Raw genomic sequence first — 25,839 nt, forward strand, 5'->3', positions numbered from 1 at the left:
GGGAAATTACCAGGATACGGTTATTGTAACACTATCATTTTAAAGTGGATGCAGCGCGCAGGTCACGAACAGAGAGGTTACCGCACAATCGTTGTGCTTAGCCCTTTTTCTTATAATAATCCCGTTGGCCTGCTGCTTTGTGTTCCCTGTACCACAAAGGTTACCCTTTTGAGGTGGAATTATCGGGCAACCGTGAAAACGTAGCCCTTGCCGACCAAGTGACCGGTGTTGACTGGAGAGCGAGAAAGATAACCAAAAAAGGTGTGGTGACACCTGCTGAACTGGCAGAGATTAGAGCGAAAGCTAAGACGCTAATCGGCTAAGAGATACTCGTTGAGGGTAAGTTGTCTGAACGCCAGAATGGGTATCCCTGTAAAATCATGTCGATAAATGCTTTGCACGGCATTTTTCTGGAGTTCGGAGAAACCCTGAGTAAAGTAAGAAACGCACTGGGTAAAACATTGCCGTTGGCAATTGAGCGTCTTACCTGTTATACATCAATACGCTGACGGTTGGAAAACCACCCAACCATCAGCAGCGCCAAATGCAGCTCAGTTAAACGTCACCAGCATTTCCGTTGAAGCCGTGACCGCACCGGTTGGCACGCTGTTGCCTCCCGAACACAGTCGCCAGGTGAGCTGGTTGGTCAAGGTTTTGCTGCTTTCCGCACTGGTGATACTGCCCAGTTTTATGGGGGAATTATCAAAGCGTAAGCCGGTTGTGGCCTTGCAGTCGCCACTGCCGGTCACCCCGTTATTAATTTCCCCGGTGATATAGCCTCCCCCCAGGTTTAATGCCAGCCTTGTAGCGGCATTGCCGTACAGACCACTGATGGCACGGAACTGCAGATTGATATTGGCATTTATCTGGTCGGTAGGCTGCCCGCAGGTGACAGCCAGTTGCACGGGCTTCAACGCCAGTTCCGCATTGGCCTGGGTATTACGATTGACCGATCCGAAGTCAATGGCTGTCGGGGTATTCACGCTACATTCCAGCGTGGAGATGCGCAGGGAAATATTGGAGGGCAGTATAGAGGTAATTCTATCACCCTGGATATCTTGCGAAAAGCTGCCCAAATACATGGGTGGAACATTAACCTCTCCAGCTCGCTGGGTACCGTCAGCCACCAGCACCCAGGTACCTGATATATTCGCCGTACGAGCTCCTAATGCCGAGTAAAATGTAGTATTCGAAGACGACATAGGGGACAAGCACCAAGGCCGACCTGATGGTGAGTTAATACTCCCTTGTGACGTTGAGGAGCCTCTGGTTTGCGGCAGCCCAATGGTGGCGGTCAATTGCCCCGGTGAATCGTCATATCGGGTATAGGTGACAATACCCGAGGCCCGAGGTATCAATCCAACTCCAGGAACCCCGGGCAGCGGGTAGACAAGATAACCACCAATGTTTTTCAAATCCCTTGAGAACATACATTCGTAAGTAGACTTAGAGATTGACAAGAGTCCGTATATGGGATTAAGTGCCGAATTATTAAGAGGACCACTCAATGTCTCGTTAAACGGCAGCCCCTCCCAGAGGATCCCCGTCCCCTTGCCGATGGTGATGGTTTCCGCCAAAACGGGAGTCGCAAGGGTCACCATTAATGCCATGCTGGTGATACCGCATGATGCTGTCTTTATTAAACGTTGTTTAATCACTGTCCTTCCTCACATTGCACATTCAGCATGCGCACCGGATTGTTTGCTGATACTGCTGCCTTGTTCAGGTTTAAGTGGGCCAGGCACTGCTGTGCAGCCCCACGGCCCCACACCGCGCGCAATTTTCCCTGTTCCGGCAACCCGCTCAGATACACCTGGCCTGCATCACCCACGATGCCGCTGTTGATCTCCGCGCCTTCATCGGTCAGTGTCACCAGCGTACCGAAGGGTACTGGTATGCCAGCCTGGGTCAGGGTTATCAGCGCCTGATAGCCAGTACGTGGAGTAAACGTGGCCGCTACCACAGCCCCTTTGGTGGGGTAGACATTGGTGCTGCTCTGAGGCAGATCGACATCTTCAGGCAGCGTCGACGGGTTCAGGCTCACTGTGTTGTTCTGGTAAGGCGACAGGTACGGCACCACCGCATACCCGCGGCTGTCTGTGCGGATCCCGCCGTTCATCACGCTCACCCCAGCAGCGCCCGGTGCGCGGACCACTGCCACCGAGTTGCCCAGTTGCTGGCTTAGCGTCACCCCGTTAGGGTGGACTACCAGCCCCCCGTTACCACTCACATTCAGTGAATTATAGCGGCTGCTGTGGCTGTACCCGGCGCTGACCATGCCCTGGCTCCCCTGCCACCCCAGATTCAGGTTGCCGGTGCTGCCCCCGTTACCACTTTGGTTGTTGTTACTCCACCCCTGCATCAGGCTGTAGGACAGGCGATCTTCCGCCGCCGAGCCGCTCACTCCCACTTGTTGCCGCATGCGGCCTTCACTGTCGTGCGTCATCTGGTAGCTGGCGTAGCTGCGGTTGAGGGCGGGCTGCGCGCTGAACAGGCTGAACGGTACCTGCATATTGAACGCCAACTGGCGGTTCTGCGGCCAATCTCCGCCGGATTTTATCCGGTCAACGCTGTAGGCCAGGCCATAGCTCACACCGTGCCAACTGCCGTTGTAACCCGCCGATAGGGTATTGTTCACCAGCTCATCGCCCCAGTAATCACTGCGTGCACCCGACAGGTACAGCGATCCAAAATCCCCCAGTTGCTGGGTTATCCGCACCTGGAAATCCGAACGTTGTCGGGCCAGTGCCCAGGGCACCTGGCCTTCACTGAGTTGATAACCGCTGTTATTGAAGTCGGCAAAGTTGTAATAGTGTCGGGTGGAGTAACGATAAGCGGTCAGATCCACCGAGGTGCCCGTGCTGAGCAGGCTTTTGGCATAACGTACCCGGTATGACTGGCCGCTCTGTCTTTCGTCATACATGCGGGCCGATGAGAGAGTCATGTCCGCCGATATGGCGCCAAAATCCCCCAGCGAAATCCCGCTGCCCGCCACCGCCGAGGCGTATTTCTCCGCTATCAACCCGCCGCCGTACAGCGTGATGTCATGGGGCAGCCCGTAAATTAGGGTGCCCAATGCAAAATGGGCCTCTCTGGAGCCGGTGGTGATGCCGCCATTATAGCGCCCAGCGGTCAGTTCGTACTTCCCCCCCCCCGGACGTTGCATCACCGGCAGCGCCGAGAAAGCCTGGGTCCAGGTACGTACGTTGCCATCCGCTTCGGTCACAGTGACCGTCAAGTCTCCCCCTTGTCCGGTCTGGTACAAGTCATTAATCCGAAACGGTCCCGGAGCAACATACGCCTGGTACACCACGTTACCGTTCTGGCTGACGGTAACCCGTGCGTTGCTCTGCGCAATGCCGCTGATCACCGGAGCAAATCCACGCAGGCTGAGCGGCAGCATGTCTTCGCTGGAGCTCAATTGGACCCCGCGAAACGGAATACTGTCGAAAACGTCATTGCCGGTGTTGTTCTCTCCAACTAGCACATCCGAACGCCAGGCCTGGATATCGCGTTGCAGATAGGTATTTGAGAAACGGGTTTGCTGATTGTGTTGCGTGTCGCCATAGCCACTGCGGCTGTTATTGTATGTGTAGGTCATGTCACTGCGCAGGCGCCACGCCTGCCAGTTCAATCCGTTGTGCAGCCCCAGAAACAGGTTGGTCTGCTCGCTGGTGGCTTGGCCCCTCTGCCCGTCCTGGCGGCTGTGTCCGCCATTGAGGCTGTAGTTGAAAAGGAGGGCCGGTACACCGTAGTCCCACAGTGCTGGATCCACTGTGCTGCCGGCATCCGGCTTCATCGCCACCTGGGGAATGCTGAGTTCCAGACGCTGTTGCTGAAAATCAAAGTGCACCCGTGCATCAGGGATCAGCGTGGCCAGGTCACTGACAGGCTTGTCGACCGGCAACCCGCCAAAAGCGGGCAATGCGGGGGTATTGATCCCCATCTCCGCCAGGAAGGCCGGGGTCAATTCCGGGCTGACCAGGCCCTTGTCACCCGGCGTGAACACGACGCGGTATTGACCACGCTCGCTGCGGTTGACCAGCACCGTCACCAGATAAGTCCCCGGTGGGGTCTGTCCGGCGCTTTCAAACGCACTCAGGTCGGTGACGGCTTCCAAGCCACCACCCAGCGACAACAGCGCCGGGTCAAAGTAGTCGCGGCCCCAGGCTGGAGACGTGCCTGCAATCAATGCGCTGCCCACCAGGAGTGGGGAAAGAGCAAGGGCAAGAGGGTGAATTTTCATGGTTATCCTATCCGTCTGAAAGAACGTGGCTCCCCGTAGCGAGCGAGCCAGGAAGGGAGAAATCGTCAATCCTGTTGGGCAACCGGGGTATCCCAGCCATCTTCATCAATCAACTGCCAGTTGACTTTCCCGCTCGCGGTGGCGGGCAGGGTGTAAGACTGCTTGCCGAAAGGCGGTACCATCAGGCGCAGAGCTGGTTTGTCCAACGCCACATTCCCCACCGCAAGGCGGGAGAAGGTGAGCCAGTAGGGGGTCGGGTTGGTCGCTGTCAATTGATTGCCTGCCCGACTGAAGGTCAGCTTCGGGGCCATATCTGCCACGGCGCGTTTCACCAATCCAGCCGGGCGGTAAAACAGTTTGATATTGCTCACGACCGTCATCACCATTTGCTCACCGGCGGGCTGCTGGGTGGGCAGCGCCTTCATGGAGATGAAAAACACCGACTCGCGGTCATTAGGCAGCGGCATATCGTTGCGCCGGATACGCAGCGCCAGTTCACCTTTCGCTTCTAGGCGAGCCAGCGGCGGCGTGACAATAAACGGCATCACTGGGGTGCCATGCCAGCTCAGGTCTACGTCCCCAGTGGCCGGATCGACGGGGCGGATCCATGATTGCATCAGGTACGGTGCCGGACTTTTGTTGTAAGCGGTCAACGTTACGCCCTGCTTTTCGCCCTCCGGGTAAATCACCCGCAGCACGTAAAAAGAAATCCCCTGTGACACGTTGTCCTGAGCCTGTGCCAGGGCCATTTTGTTGACCAACAGGCATAGGGCCATCAGAAGATAAATCAGGTATTTCATGGTGTGGTCTCCGTGGTGGCTGAGCTTGTCTGCTGGCAGGACTTGGAGAGCCCGCCATAGTCGGTGAGCGTCTGCCAAGCCACCTTATTCACCGCCCCATCAACGGCCAGGGTGATAGTGCTGTGCGGAGGCACCATAGCTGGTTGTTGGTCTAGCGCCACGGTATGCCCGTCAACGGCCAGCATCCCCAGGGTCTGAAAATAGCCGGTGGGATTGATGACCCGCATGCCGTGCGCTTCACGCTTGAACGTCAACAGGCAAGGGGTGTTGTCACCGGGCAACGCCAACCCTTGCGGGCGATAAAACAGCTTGATCACGAAACGTACCCCTACCGACAGCCGATCGGCCGCCGTTACGGGTTCAGCCTGTGCAGGAATGGCCGAGATAGAGAGATAAAACAGCGATTCCTGATCGGAGGGCAGCGTGGCACCCTGCGGCAACAGCCGTAGCAGTTGGCGGCTATCACCTTGTAGCGAGAACAGCGGGGGTGTAACGATAAACGGCGCGGGAGTCGTATCATCCGGGCCGCTTTGGACTCGGGCCTGGACCAGATAAGCCTGTTGCCCGCTATTGCTGACGGTGAGCATTTGCGCTTTATCCGCTGAAGAAAAAATAACGCGTGTCTGTCCCAGGCTGATACCGCCGCTTCCGGCCTGTGCAGACAGGCTGAACGTGAGCAGCATGCTTGATAGCACCTGATGAAATCGCTGTGTCATCGGGTCCTCACTGATAGGCAAACGTAAACATCAGCGTGGCCGTCACGTCACCGGTCGTGACCGTGGCACACCCGGTGCTGCCGCCACAACTGGCACCGGCATAAAAGGTAAACGTCTGGTTGACCGGTATCTGTCCGGGGTTCGCCAGTGAAATCACGCTGTTGTTTTTGACTTCGGGCTGGCTGTAATCCGGCAAGGTGGCACTCTGGATCACCAAGATCCCAGTATTCGCCGCCGATCCGGCATTGCGAAACAGCCATTTACTGTCTTGGGTTGTGCCGGTGCCGGCGATAGTCACGACAGGCTTAAGGCTGCCGACCGCAGAACCGGTACAGTCCTGCACGGACAGGGTAAAGGGCTGTGGAGCAACCAACTGGTACGGGCGCAACCGGGATTTAGCGATTGCACCCAAAGGCAGTGTGCTTTTATCCAGGCTAAGCGTGCAGGTGCCATTGGTCAGCACGGCGGTGAAATCCAACGTCACGGCCTGCACCGGGGCGGATACGACTACACCACCTGCCACCACTACAGCAAGCACGGTCTCAAGGTAACGTTGCGCTGAACGCATCGGTGCCCCCGGTATCATTAATGGTCTGCCACTGTACCCGCTTGCCGGTTGCCAACTGGGTTTTAACCGGCCAGATATGGTTGCCGAAAGGGGGGAGCATGAGTGCAGCAGGTGTGTCCAGAGCCAGTTGTTGCCCATTCACCGTCAAGTCGGCCAGGCTGACAAAATAGGGAGAGGGATTGCTCACCTTCAGCCCCCCAGCTACACGGGAGAACTGCAACCCTTTTTGTGCAGCGGCAGAGGATCCACTCAGGCTCGCAGGCCGATAGAACAGCTTGATGATGCTGCCCACGCCGAAACGCAGTTGGGCCTGAATGTCATTGCGCTGCTGAGCCGGGTCCCTTTGCGTACTGGTCGGAATAGCGGTGGCATGCAAATAAAACACCGACTCCCGATCGCCAGGCAGCGGCTGGCCGGTAAAAGCGATACGTAACTGATTGGTGCTTTGAGGCTCCAGACGGAACAGCGGCGGTGTCACGGTGAACGGGGCAGGGGTCTCTGCATCCTGTTGACCGCTGACAGCCGTTTTTACCAGGTACGGTTCGTGGTTAAGGGTGTTACGTACCGCGACATTGATACTGCTGGCCCCTTCAGGGTAAATCAGGCGAGTGGCATTAATGCCAAACCCGGCGGACGAGCCTGTCAGCGGCGCACCCAGCAGGACTACTAGCAGAGAAAACAGGGAGATAAAGCGCGTCATATTGCGGATCCTGAAAAGGCGGGCCATCGGCCCGCTTGAACACATCAGTTGTAGGCGAAGCTGAACAGGATCGGCGCGCTAACCATACCGATATTGGGTGTGGTTGACGTGGAGGCAAGACCTGCCTGCAGAGTCAAAGTTTTCGCGTCGAAATCGCCTGCAGCGGGGGTTGCAGCTGCGGTCGCCACCTCCAATTTCTGGCCATTGGTGATGTAGTTTGTTGGCGTGGCTGCTTCACTGAGCATGACGCCAGTATTGGTGCCTGTGCTGTTAAAGATGTTCGGGTTGCCCGCGAGTGTCTGACCAGTGACGATCAAGTTTGCCTTGTCGCCCGCGGCCAATGGCGCTTCACAGTTGCTCAGGCCCACAGTGAAGGTTTTTACACTGCCGGCAACCGGGGTAGCCACAGCGCTGAAAGCAGACTTGGAATAGTTACCCAGGTCCAGGTTGCTATTGGAGAGAGAAACGTCACAGGTCGCCGCTACAACGTTGGCGGTAATGGTCATCTGAGAGTTAGATGCGGCCTGAGCTACGCCAGCTCCTGCTAACAGAGCAGCAACAACCGGAGCCAGAGTAAAAATAGACTTACGCATAATCAATTCCTTGGTTATATATTAAAGTTAATAAAATCATTTCGTAGCTGATTATTAGCCACGAGTATTTGAACAGATGAAGCACCTTCTTAAATCCTGACTTCTTATGGTTCATTCTTTCGTTGCGTGTTAACGCAATTCTAATGGACTACAAAACAAGACAAAAAAAAGACAACCTCACTTACGACTTATTTTTTACAAGTCGTATATTAGGCTGGGCACATACATCTTGGGTTCGAGAAATATAGTAAGACAAACATCCCACACTAGATACATATATCGAAAAGCAAGCTTAAATTAGATTTAAATTCTAAAAAATAATAAATTATTAGATTTAAATTACAAAAAAATGATTGAAATGGGGTTTTACACCAAAATAAAAGCCAGCAGAAAATTAAAACAGCTTTGCATATTACCGTTCAACTTTAGCCAACCCGTGTTGGTTAGGCGAGGCTGCATTCATAAACTGTTTTACCTGCTCCAGTAACTGCCACATGTATTGCACTGATGGTTCCGCGTTATGGTTTTGTGTAGCGATAGCCACAACAACTCTATTCGATTCAGCCATGGCGAGTAGGTTAGTAAGAACAACAACCGGAACTTCTTGTTTTTCTCCAACCAGTATTCCGCTTTACGGCTTTTGCGGATGATGTGGTTATCAACGATGAGTGTGACAGTTTTCGCTCGCCGATATGGGCAACGTAATATAGCTAAATGGCACTGGTGCTCGACCTTTACTCCCGTCGGATAGTGGGCAGTGCAATATCGTCACCCCCGGATGCAGATCTGGTGTGTCGAGCCATGCGTAATGCACTGGAGACGCGACAAAGGAAAAGGCGGTTGCTGTTTCATTCGGATCAGGGAGGGCAGTACAGGAGTAAAAAATACAGGCAGTTACTGTGGAGGAACGGAGTGATGCAGAGCATGAGCCGCAGGGGAAATTGTCTGGATAATTCACCAATGGAAAGAGTGTTCCGAAGCCTGAAAAGTGAATGACTCTCCGTAGGATCCATCATGCGGTACGAGATGTCAGTGAATGGATACAAGGTTATTAGTAAGCGTAAAACCAGCGCCGTATGTAGCCATTAAGCCAATACTGGTAACTTAGACGTCCACCTGTACAGACGGACATCTCAGTATGGAACCCCAATCCTGGCGAAAAGAACCCCGTAAAAATTATCCCAATGACTTCAAGCTTCATATGGTCGAACTGGCTTCCCGTCCCGGTGCCTGCGTTGCTCAGATCGCTCGTGAAAACGGCGTCAACGACAACATTATCTTCAAATGGTTACGACTTTGCCAGGATGAAGGCCGTATATCACGACGCCTTCCGGCAACAGTCGAATCTTCATCATCACCGACTATGCTGCCTCTCGAGGTGATACCTGATCCAGCACCAATAGGTGAGACGGACACTGATCTGGGTCAGTTCTCAGCGTTGAAGGCTACCTCCTGTTGTGTTGAGTTCCGCCATGTCAAAATGACACTTGAGAACCCGTCACCAGAGTTGCTGGCCGTGCTGCTCCGCGAACTGACCGGGAGAAGCCAATGATATCCCTCCCGTCAGGCACCCGTATCTGGCTGGTTGCTGGCGTCACCGATATGCGTAAATCGTTCAATGGTCTGGGCGAACGGGTACAGCATGCATTTGATGAAAATCCGTTCTCCGGCCACCTGTTTATCTTCCGTGGCCGCAAAGGTGACACCGTGAAATCCTCTGGGCTGATGCTGACGGCCTGTGCCTGTTTACCAAGCGGCTGGAAGAAGGCCTGTTCATCTGGCCTGCTGTACGCGATGGTAAAATCGCTATCACCCGCTCACAACTCGCCATGCTCATCGATAAGCTGGACTGGCGCCAACCCAAAACAGCTCGCCTTAACTCACTGACAATGTTCTAAAAAGAGCATGGCCGCATTATAAATGGGGTCATGAATCAGGACTATCTTGCCCGTATCGCCGCGCTGGAAGACGCACTTCGCCAGAAAGACAGCCAACTTAGCCTCGTTGCAGAGACTGAGTCGTTCCTGCGCTCGGCGCTGGCCCGCGCTGAAGAGAAAATAGAGAACGAAGAGCGCGAAATAGAGCATCTGCGGGCACAGATAGAAAAACTGCGTCGGATGCTGTTCGGTACCCGTTCAGAAAAGCTGCGCCGACAGGTTGAAGACGCAGAAGCCCTACTGAAACAGCAGGAGCAGCAAAGCGATCGTTACAACGGTCGGGATAACGATCCGCAGGTTCCGCGCCAGCTTCGCCAGTCCCGCCACCGCCGTCCTCTCCCGGAACATCTTCCCCGCGAAATAAACAGACTGGAGCCAGTCGAAACCTGCTGTCCTGGTTGCGGTAGTGATATGGCCTACCTCAGTGAAGTCAGCGCTCTGAAAGTGATCCGCACGGTCAGGGTGAAAAAGGCCTGCACCCGATGCGACTGCATCGTTGAAGCGCCTGCGCCATCACGCCCCATCGATCGGGGTATCGCCGGGCCGGGTCTGCTGGCCCGCGTGTTAACGGCCAAATACTGCGAACACTTGCCGCTCTATCAGCAATGCGAAATCTTTGCCCGCCAGGGCGTGGATCTGAGCCGGGCTCTGCTCTCCAACTGGGTGAATGCCTGTTGTCGGTTAATGGCCCCGCTGCATGAAGCCATTTACCACTACGTGATGGACTGCCACAAACTGCATACGGATGACACCCCGGTGCCAGTACTGGCACCGGGCAGGAAGAAGACGAAAACCGGACGCATCTGGACATATGTACGTGATGACAGAAGCGCAGGTTCATCAGATCCGCCAGCGGCATGGTTCGCCTTCTCGCCAGACCGGCAGGGGAAACATCCTCAGCAACATCTTCGGCACTATAATGGTGTGCTGCAGGCGGATGCCTTCGCAGGCTACGATCGGTTGTTCAGCGCAGAACGTAAAGGTAGTCCGTTAATCGAAGCTGCTTGCTGGGCCCATGCGCGCAGAAAAATCCACGACGTCTATATAAGTACTCAAACGGCGACAGCAGAGGAAGCCCTGAAACGTATCGGTGAGCTGTACGCAATCGAAGAAGCCATACGCGGCGTCCCTGCAACTGAGCGGCTGGTAGCCAGGCAGTCCCAGAGTAAGCCGCTGCTGATATCCTTGCATGACTGGTTGGTGGAGAAAAGCGCCACGCTGTCGAAAAGGCGTTCGCTCATGTCCTGAACCATTGGGATGCCCTATGCTACTACTGCGATGACGGTCTTGCAGAAGCTGATAACAATGCTGCAGAACGCGCGGTGCACTGCTGTACGGTCTGATCGGTACGTGCAGGCTTAATAGCATCGATCCGGAGGCTTACCTTCGCCATATCCTAAGCATACTGCTGGAGTGGCTTTCCAATAAAGTGGCTGAGCTACTGCCCTGGAATGTTGACCTCACCAATAAATAGCCGTCAATACGGCACTCACTGATCCCTTACGGTTATTACAACACATTACACCCCCATCGGCACAATGGTGGGTTACCGCCCTGTGAATACGAAGAGCAGTGGAAAAAGGCTACGAGGATGTCCTGATTTTGTGATCCACTACACTTTGCCGGATCGATTCCGATAATTTGTTCCATTGGACACCTCTTTCATTTTGCTGTTGGCACACACTGATAGCATGGCTCATTGAAGCCGATTATGGAGAGGTGTCCATTTCATTAGTGTCTATACCCTTCATACTTCAAGTTGCTTGGGTGTTGGCTGCGTCCGTTCGCACCAGTCACATAGTTATCTATGCTCCTGGCGACTCTCGGACTGGACTGGCCGCCTACAAGCAACTCGAATTATTTTGGGTATAGTGCCGTCCCGCCAGGCTTGAGGTCGTGTTAAAACACACATTCAAGGATACAAAAAGGTCACACCCACCACAGCCTTGACGTTACCCGCCACTACCTGACCGGTCGTGCGTGCATAGTTGGCGGTCAAACCTAAACTGACTGCAGAACTGCCGACGGTACCCAGCGCGACGTTCCTGTTGGTGGCAATAACACCATTGCGGTTGGCAACCTGAATACCAATTCCCTGAGCCACCGGCGCTGAGGCGGTGTTGGCAAAAATCGTGGATGCGGCATCCATGGTTGGCCCGGTCAGGTAATAGGCCAGGTTTTGGCTCTGGGCACAGCGTACCGTCAACGGAATCGACACCGTTCCCGGGTATTCTGGTAGATTCACGGTGACATCGCGGGAAGAGACATCACAGCCACCAGTTGGGATCACCACGCTATTGCTGGCATAGATATTCCAAATATACGAATGCGACTCCCCCACGTTATTGGTTTGATGCATATTTAATACCGCAATCAAAGAACCACTGGTTATCGCCACTCCACCTGCGGTACTGATAGGCGTGAGATAAAGCACGGCGGGCCATGGCGTCATCCTCGTAGTGTCTTCATAGGTAACGGTCTTGGTTTCAGAAGTCGTCGGGAATGGGTAAGAGGTACCGTCATACACAAAGCTACCGGTGAAACTTGCCAGTACGCCACCATAGGCCGAACCTCTTTGCAGAGAAACGTAGTCTATTCGAGTATCTGGATAATCATTTCGGCAGGATATCTGACGGGACAAATCAACGATCAGGTTTTGGCCAACCCCGATCTGCGGAGTCAAATCAACAAACGCGTTGGCGCTGCCGCCACCGATAGGGATAAACCCACCGGCCGGAGTTTGGCAAGCGAAGGCATAGGCACTGGATGAATAGCCAATCAAGAGCGCAGCTGCACCCAGATATTTCAGAAATACGCAGATTAAGTCTTTCATATGTTTTTCATCATCAGGAATAGGTGTAAGTCACGTTGATCAGGGATTGAATCGAACCCTGCGTCACATTGCCGCTGGGCGTGATGGCCCTTACCTGCAAAACCAGGCTGGCGGCCAGCGATGCGTCATTCACCGCCACGACTTTGGTACTGCCGTTGGGCAGATTTACCCCGCCGCTATCGGCCAGCTGCAACGCAATACTGCGGGCCGCGCCCTGATTGGCGTAATAGTTCCGGGTGCTATCGGCCGTACCGGAAAAGGTCGCGGTCACCTTTGAGGTCCCTACTGGGCAGTTGGTGAGGTTCAATGTCACCGAGTGCCATGGCGAAGTGTCGCCTGCCGCCAGCAGGTTGAAGGTATACAAATCACCCAGCTCTACCGTGGTAGACACGGTGGATACCGTGCAGGGCTTTGCCACCACCTTGCCATTGATGGTGATGTTGACATCTGCCGCATGCGCCAGAGGGAGTACCACCATCAGTAACCACCCTGCGATCGGAACCAGCTTGCTCATGTTCATAGCTCTTTTCTCCGGTTACTGAAATTCCAGGGTGAAGTTTGCCGTCGCTCTAACCTGCCCGGCAGTCACCGGGGCACGGGTCGCCATCAGGCGCGCATAGAAATACAGCGTATTGGATTGCCCGGCGGTAATGTTTGACCAGTTCAACCCACTCGAGATCTCATTGAGAGCAATGGCATTGCCGTTGTTATCGAGGATCTGTATGCCCATGCCGGCTGCAGCACCGGCCCCACCGTCGATTTTCAGCAACGTCAGATTGTCGCTGTCTGCCCCGCCAGTGAAACCCGTTTTCACCGCGATGGCTGAACCACCGCATTTATCGAGCACGATGCTGAACGGCACCATTGGCGTCGTCGCTCCTACCCGATGCAGCTGCTTAGCCGCATTACTCATCAGATCCACCACAAAACTTTGTGACCCCGGAGCTATTGAGCAGGCATTGTCCTTAACGTAACCGTTAATGGCGATGGTGCTGTCCGCGGCCTGCGTTACCCTGGTGCTAAACAGCGCCAGCAGACACAGGCTATAAAGTTGTATTCTCATTGCTCGCCTCTCCCGCCCGGCATCATCGGCATACTGCCGTTAGATAGCTAAGTGCCCGTTGCTGACTTTCCGGCGGCAGTTGGTAACTCGTCACGCATTGCTCGCCTGCACCCTCGCCCCATTTGGCTTTCACCTCGCCACTTGGTGGCAGCCCGGTCAGATAGACCTGCCCACCGTCGGCAACAATGCTGCCAGAGCGACCATTATCGAAGGACACCACTGACCCGAATGGCAACGGTTGTCCGTTATAGGTCAGCGTCATCAGTACCTTCAGCCCGACATGGGTTTTAAAATCGGCCAGCACCACCGCACCGTGATTCGGCACTACGCTGACCACCGCGTCATCCAGCTCGACGTTGTTTGCTAACGTATTAGGGTTCAACGCCACGCGGTTTTCCCGGTAATCCATGGCAAACGGCAGTACGGCATACCCCCGCGAGTCGGTACGTATCCCGCTCTGGTTTTCCACCGACACGTTACCCGCCCCCGGTGCTTTGACCAGGATTAGGGTGTCGTTCAGCGGTTGACTCAGGGTGATGCCATTTTCATGCGCCAACACGCCGCCGCTCAGCCCGTAATACAGTTGGCTGGTACCGCTGCTGCGGCTGTAACCCACGTTGGCGTTGCCAGAAGCCCCTCGATAATTCAGCGAGGTGTTACCCGTCCCGCCTGAAGTGCCCGTTCCGCCTCCGGCGTAACCGGCCTGCACGTTGTAACTCAGGTTGTTATCCTCCAGTAACGTGCCGTACACCCCAGCCTGATTGATCATCCTGCCGCTCAGATCGTCAGAGATGCTGTAGCTGACGCTGGAGCGGTTGAAAGCAGACTGGCTGTCAGAACGCAGCCAATGGCTGAACGGGATGCTGATGTTGAAGGCCAGCATATTGTCGCGTCCGTCCTGCCAGGCATTTTTGGTCAGGCTATAGCTGAGGGTATAAGTGATATCCTCCAGCGTACCGCTGTAACCAGCCTGCAGTTGTTCATCCGCCTTACCAACCCCCCAATAAGTCTGGTGGCTACCGGTCAGATAAAAGGTGCCGTTGTCTCCAACCTGCTGAGTCACCGTCATCTGCAACCGCCCACGCTTGTTGTAGGCCAGATTGTAGTAATCGGTAAGTTTCGGCATAAGTTCGACAATCCCTTCATCGGTTGCCGCCTTGTAACCGCTCATCTGGCGCCAGGTCGTGTCACCCAGCGCGTAATAGCCGCTGGTGGAATAGCGATAACCGAGCAGTTGCAGGTTGGTGCCCCACTCGTTTAATGCCTTGTTATAAAGGAAACGCAGCGACTGTCCCTGATGAGTACTGTCATCCGGCAAGGTGGCGCGAGCCTGGGTGATGTCAAACGACACGGCGCCGAAAATGCCCAGGTTTTTAGCCACCCCAAGGTTGAACGCACGATAGCGATCGGCAAGCTGAGTACCGCCAGACAGCGTCCAGCCGTCGGCCAGTCCCCACATCAGGGTACCCTGGCCAAAGGTAGGTTTTTCTTGCTGATCGTTGCCACTGCGATACTGCCCTACCATCACCGTATATCTCACCTGCCCTTGGCGCAGCAGCCCGGGAACCGACGTATAGGGCACGGTAAAGACCTGAGCCGTGCCGTCGGCTTCCTGAATGCTGACCTGCAAGTCACCCCCGCTGCCCGATCCAGACAGATCGTCGATGGTAAATGGGCCTGGTGGCACCGTGGTTTGGTACACCTCGAATCCATTCTGCTTGACCGTGACCCTGGCGGTGCCACGGGCAATTCCACGGATCACGGGAGCATACCCTCGCTGGCTGTCTGGCAACATATTGTCATCCGTCGCCACCTGTACACCGCGGAAGTTCGCACCGTCGAAAACGTCCCCTGAGGTATAACCGTCACCCAGCGTCAGGCGACTGCGCAGCAGCGCAATGTCCCGCTGCAAATAGGTATTGACGTGCTGCCAGCGGTTTTGATTAGAACTTGAACCACCGCCGCTGGTGTAGCTCCAGGTCGTATTATCCCGCAGCCGCCAGGCTCCCAGATTCACGCCGCTTTGTAGGTTAAGGAAGGCGTAATTGCTGTTGCTCGACTGGCTGTTACGGACATTACTGCCGGTGAAGCTGTAATTGAGCAACCCGGCAGTGATGCCGTTTTGCCACTGGTCAGGCGGGATATAACCACGGGCAGAGTTGCCCATGTAAGCCTGGGGAACACTGATAGACAGGCGCTGCCGCCCGACGTCAAAATCAGTGGAGGCTTCCTTGATCAGCGAGGTTAAGGGTACGCAGGCTTCCGATGCCAAGATGACCATTCCCGGGACCGCCAGGGTATTAACCCCCATGGTGGCCAATTGGCTGCGAGTCAGGCAAGGCACCAAGGCCTTGTTGTCGGCATCGGGCCGGAAAGAGACGTCCCGGGTCGACATAAACCCGTCATTCATATAAATGTCGACACGGTAGATACCCGGAGGCGCCTCAAGTCCCTTTTCGAACCCAGACAAATCGGCCACCTTCGCCGGATCGTCAGCCAGAAAACGAGGGTTGAAGTAATTTTCCGCTCGAGCCGATGCATCGCTACATAGCGCCCACAGCATCAAGGCTAAAGGCGTTAAAGTCAGCTTTAAGATGGGGGCACCCTGGTGGTTATCGTTTATCAATCTGCGACTTTCCGTGCCGTTTTTCAGGTATAGCATGATCCCTCCGGTTCGATACAGGTCGCCCGGCTGCCTGATTTATCTGGTTATAGCTTGATGAAGTAGATGACGGCTCCAGGCCTTACTGCATCACACCCTTGAATACCGGCGTTTGGGCACCGTAATCGTTGATCGTCCGATAGGAAATCGTGCCGCCTGCATCGGCGGGGAGCGCCACATTGGTCGATCCCATCGGCGACACCATGGTGTTTGCCAACTGCCGCGTGCCGTTGTTCAACTCGCTCAGCGTGATGAAATAGGGAGTAGGATTGACGATCGTCAACTCTTTGCCGCTACGTTTAAAACGCAGTTGCTCCGGAGCCTTGTCTGGCGCAATACTCAGCCCATTGGGGCGATAAAACAGTTTGATACGGCTGGTAATAGCCAATTGCAGGGTGTTCTCATCCTGGCGTGATTTATCCAGTGAGGGGATCGCTTTGACGTTAACCCAGAACAGGCTCTCCCGATCCTTCGGCAAGCTTTGATTGGTCGCGTCAATAATGCGCAGCGTGTTCTCTTTTTTTCCCTGCATCAAATATAGCGGTGGCGTAATAATCAGCCGACCGTCTTTTTGGCCATCGGCGTTTTCTACCCAGGATTGGATCAGATAGGTACTTTTCTCATCGTTATTGCTGACTCCCAAAGTCACCTGCTTCTGATCGGCAGGATAGATCACCCGAGTCGCACCCAGGCCGACTCCGGCGTTTGCCATACCCACATGCCCCGCCGCCAACAACAGCACGGACATTGCCTTTCCAACCTTAGAAATTGTTCTCACATTTACCTCGTCCATCAGGATCTGACTTCCATAACACTGCCCGGCCAAGGGCCAACCATTCGCAGCGCTATTACTTTTCATCTTGCGGCCAAGGTCTACTGATAAGTCAGTGCGAACCAGGCCTGAGCGTTAGCCAAACCATTTTTCACCGGCTGTCCGGTGGCGCGGTATTTCGCTACGAAATGCAGGATCACCGGCCCTTCTTGCAACGGCACCCAGTACCGCGGCGCAGTATTGAGTGGAATAAATCGGCCTCTGTCGTCGAACAACGCCACAGCCACACCAGAGGCGACACCTGGCCCGTCACCAACAGAAAGCACCTGCGGATTATTGCTGTCTGCCATGCCATGGAACATCACTCCCACGTTACGGCTAACCGCGGTAGTACAGTTCTGCAGATGTAAATCAAAGGGGACTGGATCGGCCTCATCGCCAGGCATACGAAACCGATCGGTGGTGATATTCCCCATCAATACCGTCAAGTTGCGATCTCCGGTTTCCACCGAACAGGTCTCAGCGATCACTTCACCCTGAAAACGCATCAGGCCACCAAGAGGTTGTTCCTCCCAACGATCGTCAGCAACGCACTTCCCCACCAACAGCAGGGTTAGCAGGAGTCCCGCTCCCATTCTCCACATTGCACGCTCCTTGCCTCCGGTAGCTGAAAATCAGGCCTCCCTGGCCTGTCATCATCATCCTTGATAAGCTAATTCAGCTTACTGATACTGCACCTTGAAGGTCGCATCAGCATTGGCAATACCGGCAGTGGCTAAGCCGGTCGCGATGTAACGAGCCTGGAATGGAACAATAACGGTGCCGTCAGAGAGCGTAGTAGCCGCACTGAAGGTAGCGCCATCAACCGCTAACGCAGTACCGGTGCGATCAAGGATCTGAACGCCGACGTTGGTTGCGTTACCCGCCGAAGAGCTTTGCAGGGCCAACGCGGTAGGATAGGCAGCGTTAACCGCTGTGCCGGTGAATGCTACAGATGCCTTGCTAGAAACGGTAGAATCACAATCATTCAGTTGGATGTTGAACCCGGTAGCGGAGCTAACATCACCAGCGGTAGCCAGTGAAGTTGTTTTAACCTGCCCCAATTGCACTGTCTGGCCAATAGAACCTGCATCGATTGCACAGGCTGCGTTGACGACTTCCCCTTTAAAATGGATAGGGCCTCCGTTGACGATAGTAGTAGCGGCATTAGCCATACCAGACACAGAAACAACAGCAAAGATCCCTGCTACCAATGACTTGATTTCCATAATCTTTATCCTTTCAAATTCCAGAATTAACTTTATGTACTTTAACGCAATGTTTAGTTGAGCTAAAAAATCACAAAAGAATGACACAACCTAGAATGTAGCTTTAAAGAAGCCATACACAGGTTACAGGCATATCCCTTGCGTAATACATACAATAAGACGAGTCTCGCGATAGTGTATTCATATATCGTTCGGGTAATGATAAATGAATTTTACCCCCTAAAAATTTGACACGTTAGATTTAAAATCTTTTTAATTTAATTAATTAGAATTATATCTCAGTTGATACCCCCAGCGTGATTTACCTGAACGCTATAGGTCATGGAAAACCGTCTATAGGGGCTGCCGATAAGCTTTTGCTTGAGCGGTAGGCAAGCTCATGAGAGTCAATATACTAAAACCTTGCTAAACCGAGTTGGGATTATCAGAAAAAGTGGACACCTCAAGTCCCGTCCTAACGCCGTGCTAGCCGATAAGGGCTATTCGAACCAGAATCTTCGTAATTATTTGAAAATAAAAGGTATAAAAGCAGTTATACATTTTAAATCGAATGAAAAAGCCAGTCGAGATGGACGCAGAAAACTGGATACCCAGCAGTATAAAAAAACGCAATGTCGTTGAGCAGTGCTTTGGGATGTTAAAAGAACATCGTCGCATTGCCACACACTCGGAGAAAACAGCCAGAAATTACCTTTGCATACTTAAATTAGGCTATGTTCGGTTGTTTTTAAAGCGACTATTGGGTTAAGGGACATCCCCTAAGGCGTTGTTGAATAAATCACTTTTGTTTGTATGTGTGGTCAAAAAAAGCAATCGCAAACTATAAATCAATCAGTTACAAGAGAATGATTGCTTCCCAAGTGCCTCAAAATCGCGGAAATTCGATTTATTCATAGATGGTTACCTCCTGTTTGCAAAGCTAAATATGTTGTGGTGGCTTTACTGGTCATCGATTGCAGCCATAGATCCGGACTTTACCGAGGTGATGTGAAACACCTCTGTCCCTGATGGAGGCCTCTATCAACAAAGCGCTCTTTCAGGAGCCTTGAATAAACCGGGTTTTCCCCATCGCGGTCTGACCTGTTTTGCCATCACTTCATGCTTGCCTGAGCAATCGGTGGTGTTGTTTCTGTCATACTGACTAAGACGCTTAAGCGCTTATTATTGGTGCACAATACTCCCGCTGCTTTGCCAAGAGCACCCACACCGTCCGCGCATTCTTGTTAGCCAATGCTACCGAGGCAATTTTGTTATTCAAGCGCGCCATTAGCCGGTTAGCCCAGTTCGATAAGGCATCCTGTTTACGTTTGGCCGACTGCAACACCACCCTGGCACCATGGATAAACAAGGTCCTCAAATAGGTATCGCCCCGCTTGCTTATCCCGAGTAGGACTTGCTTACCCCCACTGGAGTGCTGACGTGGAACCAATCCAAGCCATGCAGCCAGTTGTCGGCCATTCTCGAAATTGTTGGCTTTACCAATGGTCGCAATCAGCGCGCTGGCAGTAACAGGGCCAATACCAGGGATCTTGCCGATACGCTGGCAGAAAGCATTTTGCCAATAGCACTGCTCAATCTGCTTGTCGAGTGTAGCGATGACATCGAACAGGTACGCCATGTGGTGCTGTAGTAGACTCAACTGTGTACGAAATACGGCGGGTAATGAGTTATCCACATCTTCCATAAGCTCAGGTACCCCATCTGCCTTGGCGATACGTACCTTAAGTCGTTTCAAACCAGCCTCAATGTGTGACCAGTTTGCCTGTTCCCACATCCATGCCGGGTACGGGGTGCACCAGTTGTGTACGTTTGCACGTCGCTCGCCGTCATCTGCTTTCCCCATTTAACGATTAGTCAAGATTCTCTCGCCATAAATGACCTTGCGGAAGTCTGCCCACTTTCGTGTCAAGCCATGTTGCAGCCCGTATCCCGGCCATTACAGCTGGGCGTTCGCTTTCTCATTCCTTTACCCACCACGCCAACAGGGAACGGTTCATGGAACAACCGGTTTCATCAGGCTGTACGCTCTCCTGTGAAACAGAAATTCAGACGACCTGCAGGTCGCACGAAAACTTCTTTTGCCAAATCGATGCCAATAGTTTTAAAGTTCATGATGGCCGATCCGTTCAATTAGTGACGATTTATCGTCCCACTGTGGCACAAGAGATGGGAGGCGACCATTCCATTAACAAAGCCACACCCTAATACAAATAAATCCCTACGGTAACGTAATCGAAAGTCCTTCAAGATTAAAAACTGAAAAATATCGCACGCGCAATACTTCCCAGCGGCTTCAAAACACTCAAAATCCGACTCATAGCAAGTGTAAGTGAGACAATGTTCTGGCACCAATTTTCTTTAACGCATTTTCCTGATGTGCATAAATTGTTTTTATATTCAGTGTAAGTAAACGGCTCACGCTATGCACATCGAAACCGAGAAGTCGATACCCCAACACTATCGTCTCTTTGCGAGTCAACTGCCACAACTTGGGGTGGGTGGGTATGGCCTCACCATTTACTATACTTTTAATATATTTACTATCCGTCTTGGTCGATGATAAAGATAAAAAGCCGTCAAATCTCATTGCCCTATCGCTATACGATAGTAAAAAGGTATTGCTTGTCAAGTAATCTAACATCACCAATGAAAAAAACATTTTACTAAAACTGTCCATTGCCACCAAGAATATATCGTCCTTATCAACCGAACCGTACATATGATTACTTATCATAAGATTTGCAGTGACGAGCTCAACTGAAATGCCATGATCCTTTTCAACAAGTGCATTTAAACCAGCATGAAAAAAAATGTTATCTGAAAGCAAATAAATACTCATTACCATACCCATATTGTAATATATTAATTTAACTCTAATTTCAAAGTGATTTTTTAGTGTTTTCTATATACACAGTTAACTTGAAGGTACAATTTCCAGGTTCTGGAAATCATCATTAATACGACGAGCCAACGCACCTGTAATTGCAGGCAATGCATGGTCAAAAAATTCATTTATCGCTGCCCTGTAGGCTTTTGCAGTGGCGAAGTAACGGTTATTTAGTACCTCTTCGTTCATCACCTTCCATAACCGTTCTATCGGGTTCAGATTGGAGCTATAAGGGGGCAGATAATGCAATTCAATATTCATCACATACGCCCACTCTTTCACCAGTTCCGACCGCTGATAACCTGCGCCGTCGAGGATCACTTTCTGACTCACCGGATAAATCTCTCGGATGGCGATGAAGAACCGGCCGATATTCAGGCTGTTAATACTGTCGTATTCTCGGATCACCGTACTGCCAATATCGTTCAGATTCAGTGCGCCCATGATGTTCAGTCTGGTGCGGCTACCTGTTGTTTGCACGACGGTTCTTGGCCTTTGGGTATCCATCCATAAGCCAATTTTGTTCCCTGTGTTGGATAGACAACATCAATGAACAGCATGGGGTCATCGCACGCCTCCTGCTTCAGCACAGTATTTGTGACGAACACCGGTGGGCTTTTTGTAGCTGAAACCATTGTGGTGCAGCTACTTGTGGATGTCGGGGACGGTGTAACGGATACCCCACCACTCATCAACCAACTCAATGATAGCGTGCTAGCGAGAAGATTATCCATCAGATGAGTGATAAGTTCTTCTGTCTGCACTTCACTGAGATGGCTGTCAGAGCCCCAATTTTGGGGCTCTAGTTTTTCGTCATTCAGCCAGTCATGCAAATCGTTGTTTCATCAATAAGCAGGGATTTGGCGATCATGGCGATAGCACAGTCATCAGCGGCGAGAAGTGCACATCGAATTCTGTCACGCATACGACAATCCCTACTGCTTTGTGCAGCATTTCCAGCGCCATCCGTTGCTCATGAGGTCAGATGTATTTTCATATCGACCAGTTTGATCCTCATCGTGAACAAAACCAAGCATCTTCATTGATCACAGGTATAACGTACATACATTAATAGATAAGAATAAATTAGAATCAGCATGCAAAAAAACACACCTGTAAATTCAAGCTATTTATCTATGCATATCATAACCGGAGAATTTAAGTTACTTATAACATGTCCATTCTCAAATATGCGCCTGATTTTTATAATGCGCGGAGGTAGATTCGGGTCTCCGATAAAGTATTTTTCAATAATACCAACAGGTGCCTTGTCATGCTCAAGAGAAAGGCTACTGACAACCTGAGTAGTCACCAGGTGGCTCATACTCAAACGATTAAAATCATGTTTGACATTAATTCTTCTTGATACAGGATACGACACGCCCTGCAATTTAACAACGCCTGATAACTCTAACAACCCAGTGCCATCACTCTTTAAATTAATATACAGCACACCATTAATAACAGGGCCGAGCGAAATACCATCCGATAAGCCAAGACTAATATTCGACGCACAGGAAAGAAGGCTTTCTTCTCCCGTTTTTTCCCATCCATAAAAATAGTTGAGAAACACTCCGGTAACAAAAAGAATAGTCACAGTGAATGCACTTAAAAAAAAACTACTCGTTCTCATTCCGCCCCCCCAAATAGTAATAACTGTCGCATGAATATAGATAATTTTTTCTCTCATCACACACGGCAAAAAACTCCCTACTCCCTCTAAGGTATTTCCGTCCTTTATCTTGAGAACTGGCAATTATAACCTTAGCCTGTGTGCATCTCACTGAATTTTCATCAAGAAATTTATTAACTGATGCCATTAGTAGTTCTGACTCTGTATCAGAGAGTTTCTCGAGAGAAAAAACCTTACAATCTTTGATATGCCCAATATTGCTTATTGTTTCTGATGGGCTATAGCGTAAGAATAAAAACAGTAACACACTGAGCAGCACTAGCCCAATAAAGATAAACGATACCCACTTGGTTTTTCCTGAAGTGATGGTACTTAATGTGCTCTCATCAGGCACCACCACTTCTGGGGAGACTTCGGGTACGATTTCACGAGGGAAAGGTTCTATCTGTATACCTTGGCAGACACTAATACCGATCTTGGGTGTTGTCACAATGAAGTCATTCAAACCCAATGTTTTAAAAAACCTTCGTAAATGACTGATATTGTTATTGATACTGGCCCCGGAGACATCAAGAGCACATTCCTTCCATAAATAATCATGTATTTCCTGTCTTGAAACAACTTCCCCATTCAGGGTAACCAGCAAAAATAGTATTCTGTCCGCAACCAATGACAGCTTAAAATCCACCGTTTCTGATGTAACAAGATAAAGTCCATCACCTGGACTAAAAACAATTACACCATCAATGAGATATTTCACCTTGCTTTCCCCAGTACAATCTCTTCCACACCATCGCAGTACCATCATAATTGATAAGCAGGGCTGTCGAGTTGCTATAAACTCCCGCCAGCCCCCACCGCTGATAACTTTTAAGATAGCATATGCATTGTATTTCCGGCAGCGATGTGCATACATGTACCCAACAGATTGCCGTCAATCGACAATGCTGCCGTCAGGCCGGAACCCAGCGTCAAGTTCTTCAAAGTCAAGTTACAAACTATACCTACCGCTAGAGAATTGTAGTCCCCGCCCGCAACACACAGCAGTATAACAACCAGCCATCTTTTACTACCTCACCAAGAAAACTCCCCAGTTATGAAAGGGGATCCGTTGGACTGATGCCGCTAATTTTTAGGCTACCCGCAGCAATCTCGTTAATGAACTATAAATGACAAAACATAATCTCGCTTGCGGCTTCTTCATGCATAGGATCATGCATAGGATAAATCGCACATTGTCTTGGGGCATACCTTTTCGCTTGAGAAAGATATTAAGATAAATCTCGCATCTTAGGTTGCATATATCATGATTTGAATTAAAAATAGAATTTAATTCTAAATAATTAAAATTATTAGATTTTAATTATATTTAATTAATTTATTAAGTGTTTAATATTTTTAACAAAAGCAAGAATTCACCTCTTGAATAGGTGAATTTCAGATTGATTACAAAGTCTTGGCCGTGAGGCCAAGACTTTGATCTAGGCTTTGTCCCTTAACTGTCCGTGGTGCCGTCGTAGACACAAAAGCCCTTTATCAAGGCTCAGAGCAGAGTGGCCCGCTGTTCAAGCCTAATAAGGTCCGTGCAAAAATGGACTGACGGCCATGCTCAAAAGCCCCTATCCTCAGCAATATCGTTTTGAAACCATCACTCTGGATGAATTGGTCCCTGAAGACCATCTGGTTCGCCAAATCGATGGAGACATCGATTTTGAATTTATTCGCGATGCCGTTGCTCATCTCTACTGTCATGATATCCGAGCTAATTTGTTGGCCTGTGCACAACACACCACGCAGGAGTGTTTTCTGCCAATTGTGCCCAGAACCATGACTGATAATCTATTTTCTGGATAAAGCCCCTGGCACTGGACAAGTGTCAACGCCAAGATTTATAGCCGTTTTGTCTTATATCATTGGCGCTAACACAAGCAACCGTTACAGATTTTTATATTCGCGTATACTTGCCCCTAAAAGCGTATTTTTACCGTCGGTGCTGCACTGGTGTGGTACGAGGCTGGTTGAGGCAGCAAAGCTGGCTACAGCCATATTGCTTACCATCTCCCAACTGCGACGAAAAAACGCTGGCGGTTGGGCATCCAGTCTGCGCCGATTTTAGGAGGCGTGTCGATATGGGCTTCATCTTGATAAAACACGGGGTGCTCTGTTTGTTCCTGAGCTAGTGCCCGCTCAATAGCGTGTCGCTTTTCCTCATAATGCGGATCTTTAATTTTTCAACATCGGCGTGGTGTTAGCGCCAGACAAAATCTGCCCGAATCAGGTATCGGTATAAGGTGGCAGGATGGAGTTTTACATTAAAAAGCCGGTTGACGATAAGTACCAACAACTCGGTGCTTAACGCCCCCTGTAACACCAGTTCAAGGGAGCAATGCTTTAGCTGCCCCCCATATGAAAGAGCAAAGTGTCACTCAGCCATTACTGCAACCAAACGAACGATAATCGTCTTCAAAGACTTTCGTTCTGACCTTCGTGAGGTAATCAATTCGGTTCAGTAAGTCACCTGGGTAGATACCTACCCGGATATCTCTGGCCAGCAAGTCGTACTTCCCGTTGTCAGGGTACTCCACCAATCTCGATGCCGTGTCAGGTACTAACCCTAGGGCACTGTACCAAGCTGTGGTGATCATCGTCCTTAGGGTGTTTCTGCCGAGATCGTAATCCCCTAAGTGGTAATACGCTTTTTTATACAGGAATAGGAAAGTGTGGTAATGGACTTTCCCTTCCTGAGTAAACTCTCTCACCCAGGCATAACGGAGAGAGGATTTATCAGCATAGCCACCCACTTTTAGTTTTCTTTGGTAATCTGCATCCAGTTTAGCTTTTAAGGAATTCGTAAATCTAGCCATCACATTAGGGTCGGTATTAGGGAAACAGGATACTGTGTCACCGTTATCGTAAATAGCAGGGTAATGGAGATCCACTCTTAATGCTGTTACGCTGGAGTATTGATTCGTTGCTTTATGGATCACGTCAATGATCCTATCTCGGTAACGAGTGATATGTTCACCGTATTGAGTAACGTATGTTTCCATAATAATACCTTTTAGCTAGCTATTACGTATAACGGTACTACTACTGTTATACGAGTAAGTAATACCTTTAGAGTAAGGTTATAGGGTAGGTGTATATCGATACGGACATAC

The 25,839-nt window shown here is 51.2% G+C and carries 21 protein-coding genes and 10 pseudogenes; 9 read left to right on the plus strand and 22 right to left on the minus strand.

Annotation, left to right across the window (positions count from 1 at the left end; genetic code table 11):
- Positions 1 to 36: 36 nt before the first annotated feature.
- Positions 37 to 323, plus strand: a pseudogene (gene mazF / locus AC2A1E_RS19220) (endoribonuclease MazF).
- Between the two features lie 228 nt (positions 324 to 551).
- Here the strand turns inward: mazF and AC2A1E_RS19225 are convergent.
- The 8 genes and pseudogenes from AC2A1E_RS19225 to AC2A1E_RS19260 form a co-directional block, all read right to left on the minus strand.
- Positions 552 to 983 carry a hypothetical protein gene (locus AC2A1E_RS19225; RefSeq protein WP_484385080.1) on the minus strand — a complete coding sequence of 144 codons (432 nt, stop codon included), beginning with the start codon at positions 981 to 983 and terminating at the stop codon, positions 552 to 554.
- A 671-nt stretch (positions 984 to 1,654) separates the two neighbouring features.
- Positions 1,655 to 4,246: a fimbria/pilus outer membrane usher protein gene (locus tag AC2A1E_RS19230; protein ID WP_484385081.1), complete on the minus strand. Its 2,592-nt coding sequence runs from the start codon at positions 4,244 to 4,246 to the stop codon at positions 1,655 to 1,657.
- Positions 4,247 to 4,311: 65 nt separating this feature from the next.
- Positions 4,312 to 5,046 carry a fimbrial biogenesis chaperone gene (locus tag AC2A1E_RS19235; RefSeq protein ID WP_484385082.1) on the minus strand — a complete coding sequence of 245 codons (735 nt, stop codon included), beginning with the start codon at positions 5,044 to 5,046 and terminating at the stop codon, positions 4,312 to 4,314.
- Entirely contained in the window at positions 5,043 to 5,762 is a 720-nt protein-coding gene (locus AC2A1E_RS19240; RefSeq protein WP_484385083.1) for a fimbrial biogenesis chaperone, read from the minus strand. The genes AC2A1E_RS19235 and AC2A1E_RS19240 overlap by 4 nt, the downstream gene beginning before the upstream one ends.
- A gap of 7 nt (positions 5,763 to 5,769) precedes the next feature.
- Positions 5,770 to 6,330 (minus strand): fimbrial protein, encoded by a 561-nt coding sequence (locus tag AC2A1E_RS19245; RefSeq protein ID WP_484385084.1) that lies wholly within the window; start codon positions 6,328 to 6,330, stop codon positions 5,770 to 5,772.
- Complete coding sequence (locus AC2A1E_RS19250) at positions 6,305 to 7,030, minus strand: fimbrial biogenesis chaperone (protein WP_484385085.1); 726 nt, start codon at positions 7,028 to 7,030, stop codon at positions 6,305 to 6,307. Before AC2A1E_RS19250 ends, AC2A1E_RS19245 begins: the two co-directional genes overlap by 26 nt.
- Positions 7,031 to 7,074: 44 nt before the next feature.
- Positions 7,075 to 7,623 (minus strand): fimbrial protein, encoded by a 549-nt coding sequence (locus tag AC2A1E_RS19255; RefSeq protein ID WP_484385086.1) that lies wholly within the window; start codon positions 7,621 to 7,623, stop codon positions 7,075 to 7,077.
- 412 nt (positions 7,624 to 8,035) lie between these two features.
- Positions 8,036 to 8,328, minus strand: a pseudogene (locus AC2A1E_RS19260) (transposase); the annotation flags it as partial.
- Between the two features lie 9 nt (positions 8,329 to 8,337).
- Here AC2A1E_RS19260 and AC2A1E_RS19265 point away from each other — a divergent pair.
- The 5 genes and pseudogenes from AC2A1E_RS19265 to AC2A1E_RS19285 form a co-directional block, all read left to right on the plus strand.
- Positions 8,338 to 8,616: pseudogene (locus AC2A1E_RS19265) on the plus strand (DDE-type integrase/transposase/recombinase); the annotation flags it as partial.
- A 145-nt stretch (positions 8,617 to 8,761) separates the two neighbouring features.
- A complete protein-coding gene (locus AC2A1E_RS19270; RefSeq protein WP_484385087.1) occupies positions 8,762 to 9,175 on the plus strand; it encodes a transposase in 414 nt (137 codons plus the stop codon).
- A pseudogene (gene tnpB / locus AC2A1E_RS19275) lies at positions 9,172 to 9,521 on the plus strand (IS66 family insertion sequence element accessory protein TnpB). Before AC2A1E_RS19270 ends, tnpB begins: the two are co-directional and overlap by 4 nt.
- Before the next feature lie 219 nt (positions 9,522 to 9,740).
- Positions 9,741 to 10,903: pseudogene (gene tnpC / locus AC2A1E_RS19280) on the plus strand (IS66 family transposase).
- Between the two features lie 23 nt (positions 10,904 to 10,926).
- The gene (locus tag AC2A1E_RS19285; RefSeq protein ID WP_484385132.1) at positions 10,927 to 11,034 is read left to right on the plus strand and encodes a hypothetical protein; all 108 of its coding nucleotides are present in this window, start codon (positions 10,927 to 10,929) and stop codon (positions 11,032 to 11,034) included.
- A gap of 438 nt (positions 11,035 to 11,472) precedes the next feature.
- On the opposite strand, the gene AC2A1E_RS19290 is transcribed toward AC2A1E_RS19285, so the two are convergent.
- The 7 genes from AC2A1E_RS19290 to fimA all read right to left on the minus strand — a co-directional run bounded on the left by AC2A1E_RS19290 (position 11,473) and on the right by fimA (position 18,158).
- Entirely contained in the window at positions 11,473 to 12,393 is a 921-nt protein-coding gene (locus tag AC2A1E_RS19290) for a fimbrial protein (protein ID WP_484385088.1), read from the minus strand.
- 13 nt (positions 12,394 to 12,406) lie between these two features.
- Complete coding sequence (fimG, locus tag AC2A1E_RS19295; RefSeq protein ID WP_484385089.1) at positions 12,407 to 12,907, minus strand: type 1 fimbrial minor subunit FimG; 501 nt, start codon at positions 12,905 to 12,907, stop codon at positions 12,407 to 12,409.
- Positions 12,908 to 12,928: 21 nt separating this feature from the next.
- On the minus strand, positions 12,929 to 13,456 hold the full coding sequence (gene fimF, locus AC2A1E_RS19300) for a type 1 fimbrial adaptor subunit FimF (RefSeq protein ID WP_071682395.1): 528 nt from the start codon (positions 13,454 to 13,456) through the stop codon (positions 12,929 to 12,931).
- A gap of 22 nt (positions 13,457 to 13,478) precedes the next feature.
- The gene (locus AC2A1E_RS19305; RefSeq protein WP_484385090.1) at positions 13,479 to 16,118 is read right to left on the minus strand and encodes a fimbrial biogenesis usher protein; all 2,640 of its coding nucleotides are present in this window, start codon (positions 16,116 to 16,118) and stop codon (positions 13,479 to 13,481) included.
- Between the two features lie 82 nt (positions 16,119 to 16,200).
- Positions 16,201 to 16,866, minus strand: coding sequence for a fimbria/pilus periplasmic chaperone (locus AC2A1E_RS19310; RefSeq protein ID WP_484385091.1), 666 nt, complete (start codon positions 16,864 to 16,866; stop codon positions 16,201 to 16,203).
- Positions 16,867 to 16,991: 125 nt separating this feature from the next.
- Positions 16,992 to 17,534 carry a fimbrial protein gene (locus AC2A1E_RS19315; RefSeq protein ID WP_484385092.1) on the minus strand — a complete coding sequence of 181 codons (543 nt, stop codon included), beginning with the start codon at positions 17,532 to 17,534 and terminating at the stop codon, positions 16,992 to 16,994.
- 78 nt (positions 17,535 to 17,612) lie between these two features.
- Positions 17,613 to 18,158: a type 1 fimbrial major subunit FimA gene (fimA, locus tag AC2A1E_RS19320; RefSeq protein WP_484385093.1), complete on the minus strand. Its 546-nt coding sequence runs from the start codon at positions 18,156 to 18,158 to the stop codon at positions 17,613 to 17,615.
- Positions 18,159 to 18,497: 339 nt separating this feature from the next.
- Here fimA and AC2A1E_RS19325 point away from each other — a divergent pair.
- Positions 18,498 to 18,906 (plus strand): annotated as a pseudogene (locus AC2A1E_RS19325) (transposase); the annotation flags it as partial.
- A 402-nt stretch (positions 18,907 to 19,308) separates the two neighbouring features.
- Here the strand turns inward: AC2A1E_RS19325 and AC2A1E_RS19330 are convergent.
- Positions 19,309 to 19,851, minus strand: a pseudogene (locus AC2A1E_RS19330) (IS110 family RNA-guided transposase); the annotation flags it as partial.
- Between the two features lie 302 nt (positions 19,852 to 20,153).
- Between AC2A1E_RS19330 and AC2A1E_RS19335 the strand changes: the two are divergent.
- Positions 20,154 to 20,363, plus strand: a complete 210-nt coding sequence (locus AC2A1E_RS19335; RefSeq protein WP_484385094.1) for a hypothetical protein — start codon at positions 20,154 to 20,156, stop codon at positions 20,361 to 20,363.
- Positions 20,364 to 20,472: 109 nt separating this feature from the next.
- Here the strand turns inward: AC2A1E_RS19335 and AC2A1E_RS19340 are convergent, their stop codons facing one another.
- The 4 genes and pseudogenes from AC2A1E_RS19340 to AC2A1E_RS19355 form a co-directional block, all read right to left on the minus strand.
- Complete coding sequence (locus tag AC2A1E_RS19340; protein WP_484385095.1) at positions 20,473 to 20,997, minus strand: helix-turn-helix transcriptional regulator; 525 nt, start codon at positions 20,995 to 20,997, stop codon at positions 20,473 to 20,475.
- Between the two features lie 75 nt (positions 20,998 to 21,072).
- Positions 21,073 to 22,042, minus strand: a pseudogene (locus tag AC2A1E_RS19345) (IS630 family transposase).
- Between the two features lie 129 nt (positions 22,043 to 22,171).
- The gene (locus tag AC2A1E_RS19350; RefSeq protein WP_484385096.1) at positions 22,172 to 22,678 is read right to left on the minus strand and encodes a hypothetical protein; all 507 of its coding nucleotides are present in this window, start codon (positions 22,676 to 22,678) and stop codon (positions 22,172 to 22,174) included.
- On the minus strand, positions 22,665 to 23,438 hold the full coding sequence (locus AC2A1E_RS19355) for a winged helix-turn-helix domain-containing protein (RefSeq protein WP_484385097.1): 774 nt from the start codon (positions 23,436 to 23,438) through the stop codon (positions 22,665 to 22,667). Before AC2A1E_RS19355 ends, AC2A1E_RS19350 begins: the two co-directional genes overlap by 14 nt.
- Before the next feature lie 845 nt (positions 23,439 to 24,283).
- Between AC2A1E_RS19355 and AC2A1E_RS19360 the strand changes: the two are divergent.
- Positions 24,284 to 24,433, plus strand: a pseudogene (locus AC2A1E_RS19360) (IS5/IS1182 family transposase); the annotation flags it as partial.
- Positions 24,434 to 24,744: 311 nt separating this feature from the next.
- On the opposite strand, the pseudogene AC2A1E_RS19365 reads toward AC2A1E_RS19360, so the two are convergent.
- Both AC2A1E_RS19365 and AC2A1E_RS19370 read right to left on the minus strand, forming a co-directional pair.
- Positions 24,745 to 25,046: pseudogene (locus tag AC2A1E_RS19365) on the minus strand (IS630 family transposase); the annotation flags it as partial.
- Between the two features lie 58 nt (positions 25,047 to 25,104).
- Positions 25,105 to 25,728 (minus strand): inovirus Gp2 family protein, encoded by a 624-nt coding sequence (locus tag AC2A1E_RS19370; RefSeq protein WP_484385098.1) that lies wholly within the window; start codon positions 25,726 to 25,728, stop codon positions 25,105 to 25,107.
- Positions 25,729 to 25,839 lie beyond the last annotated feature (111 nt).

This window comes from Serratia sp. HNCC26DJ206 (assembly GCF_057180605.1).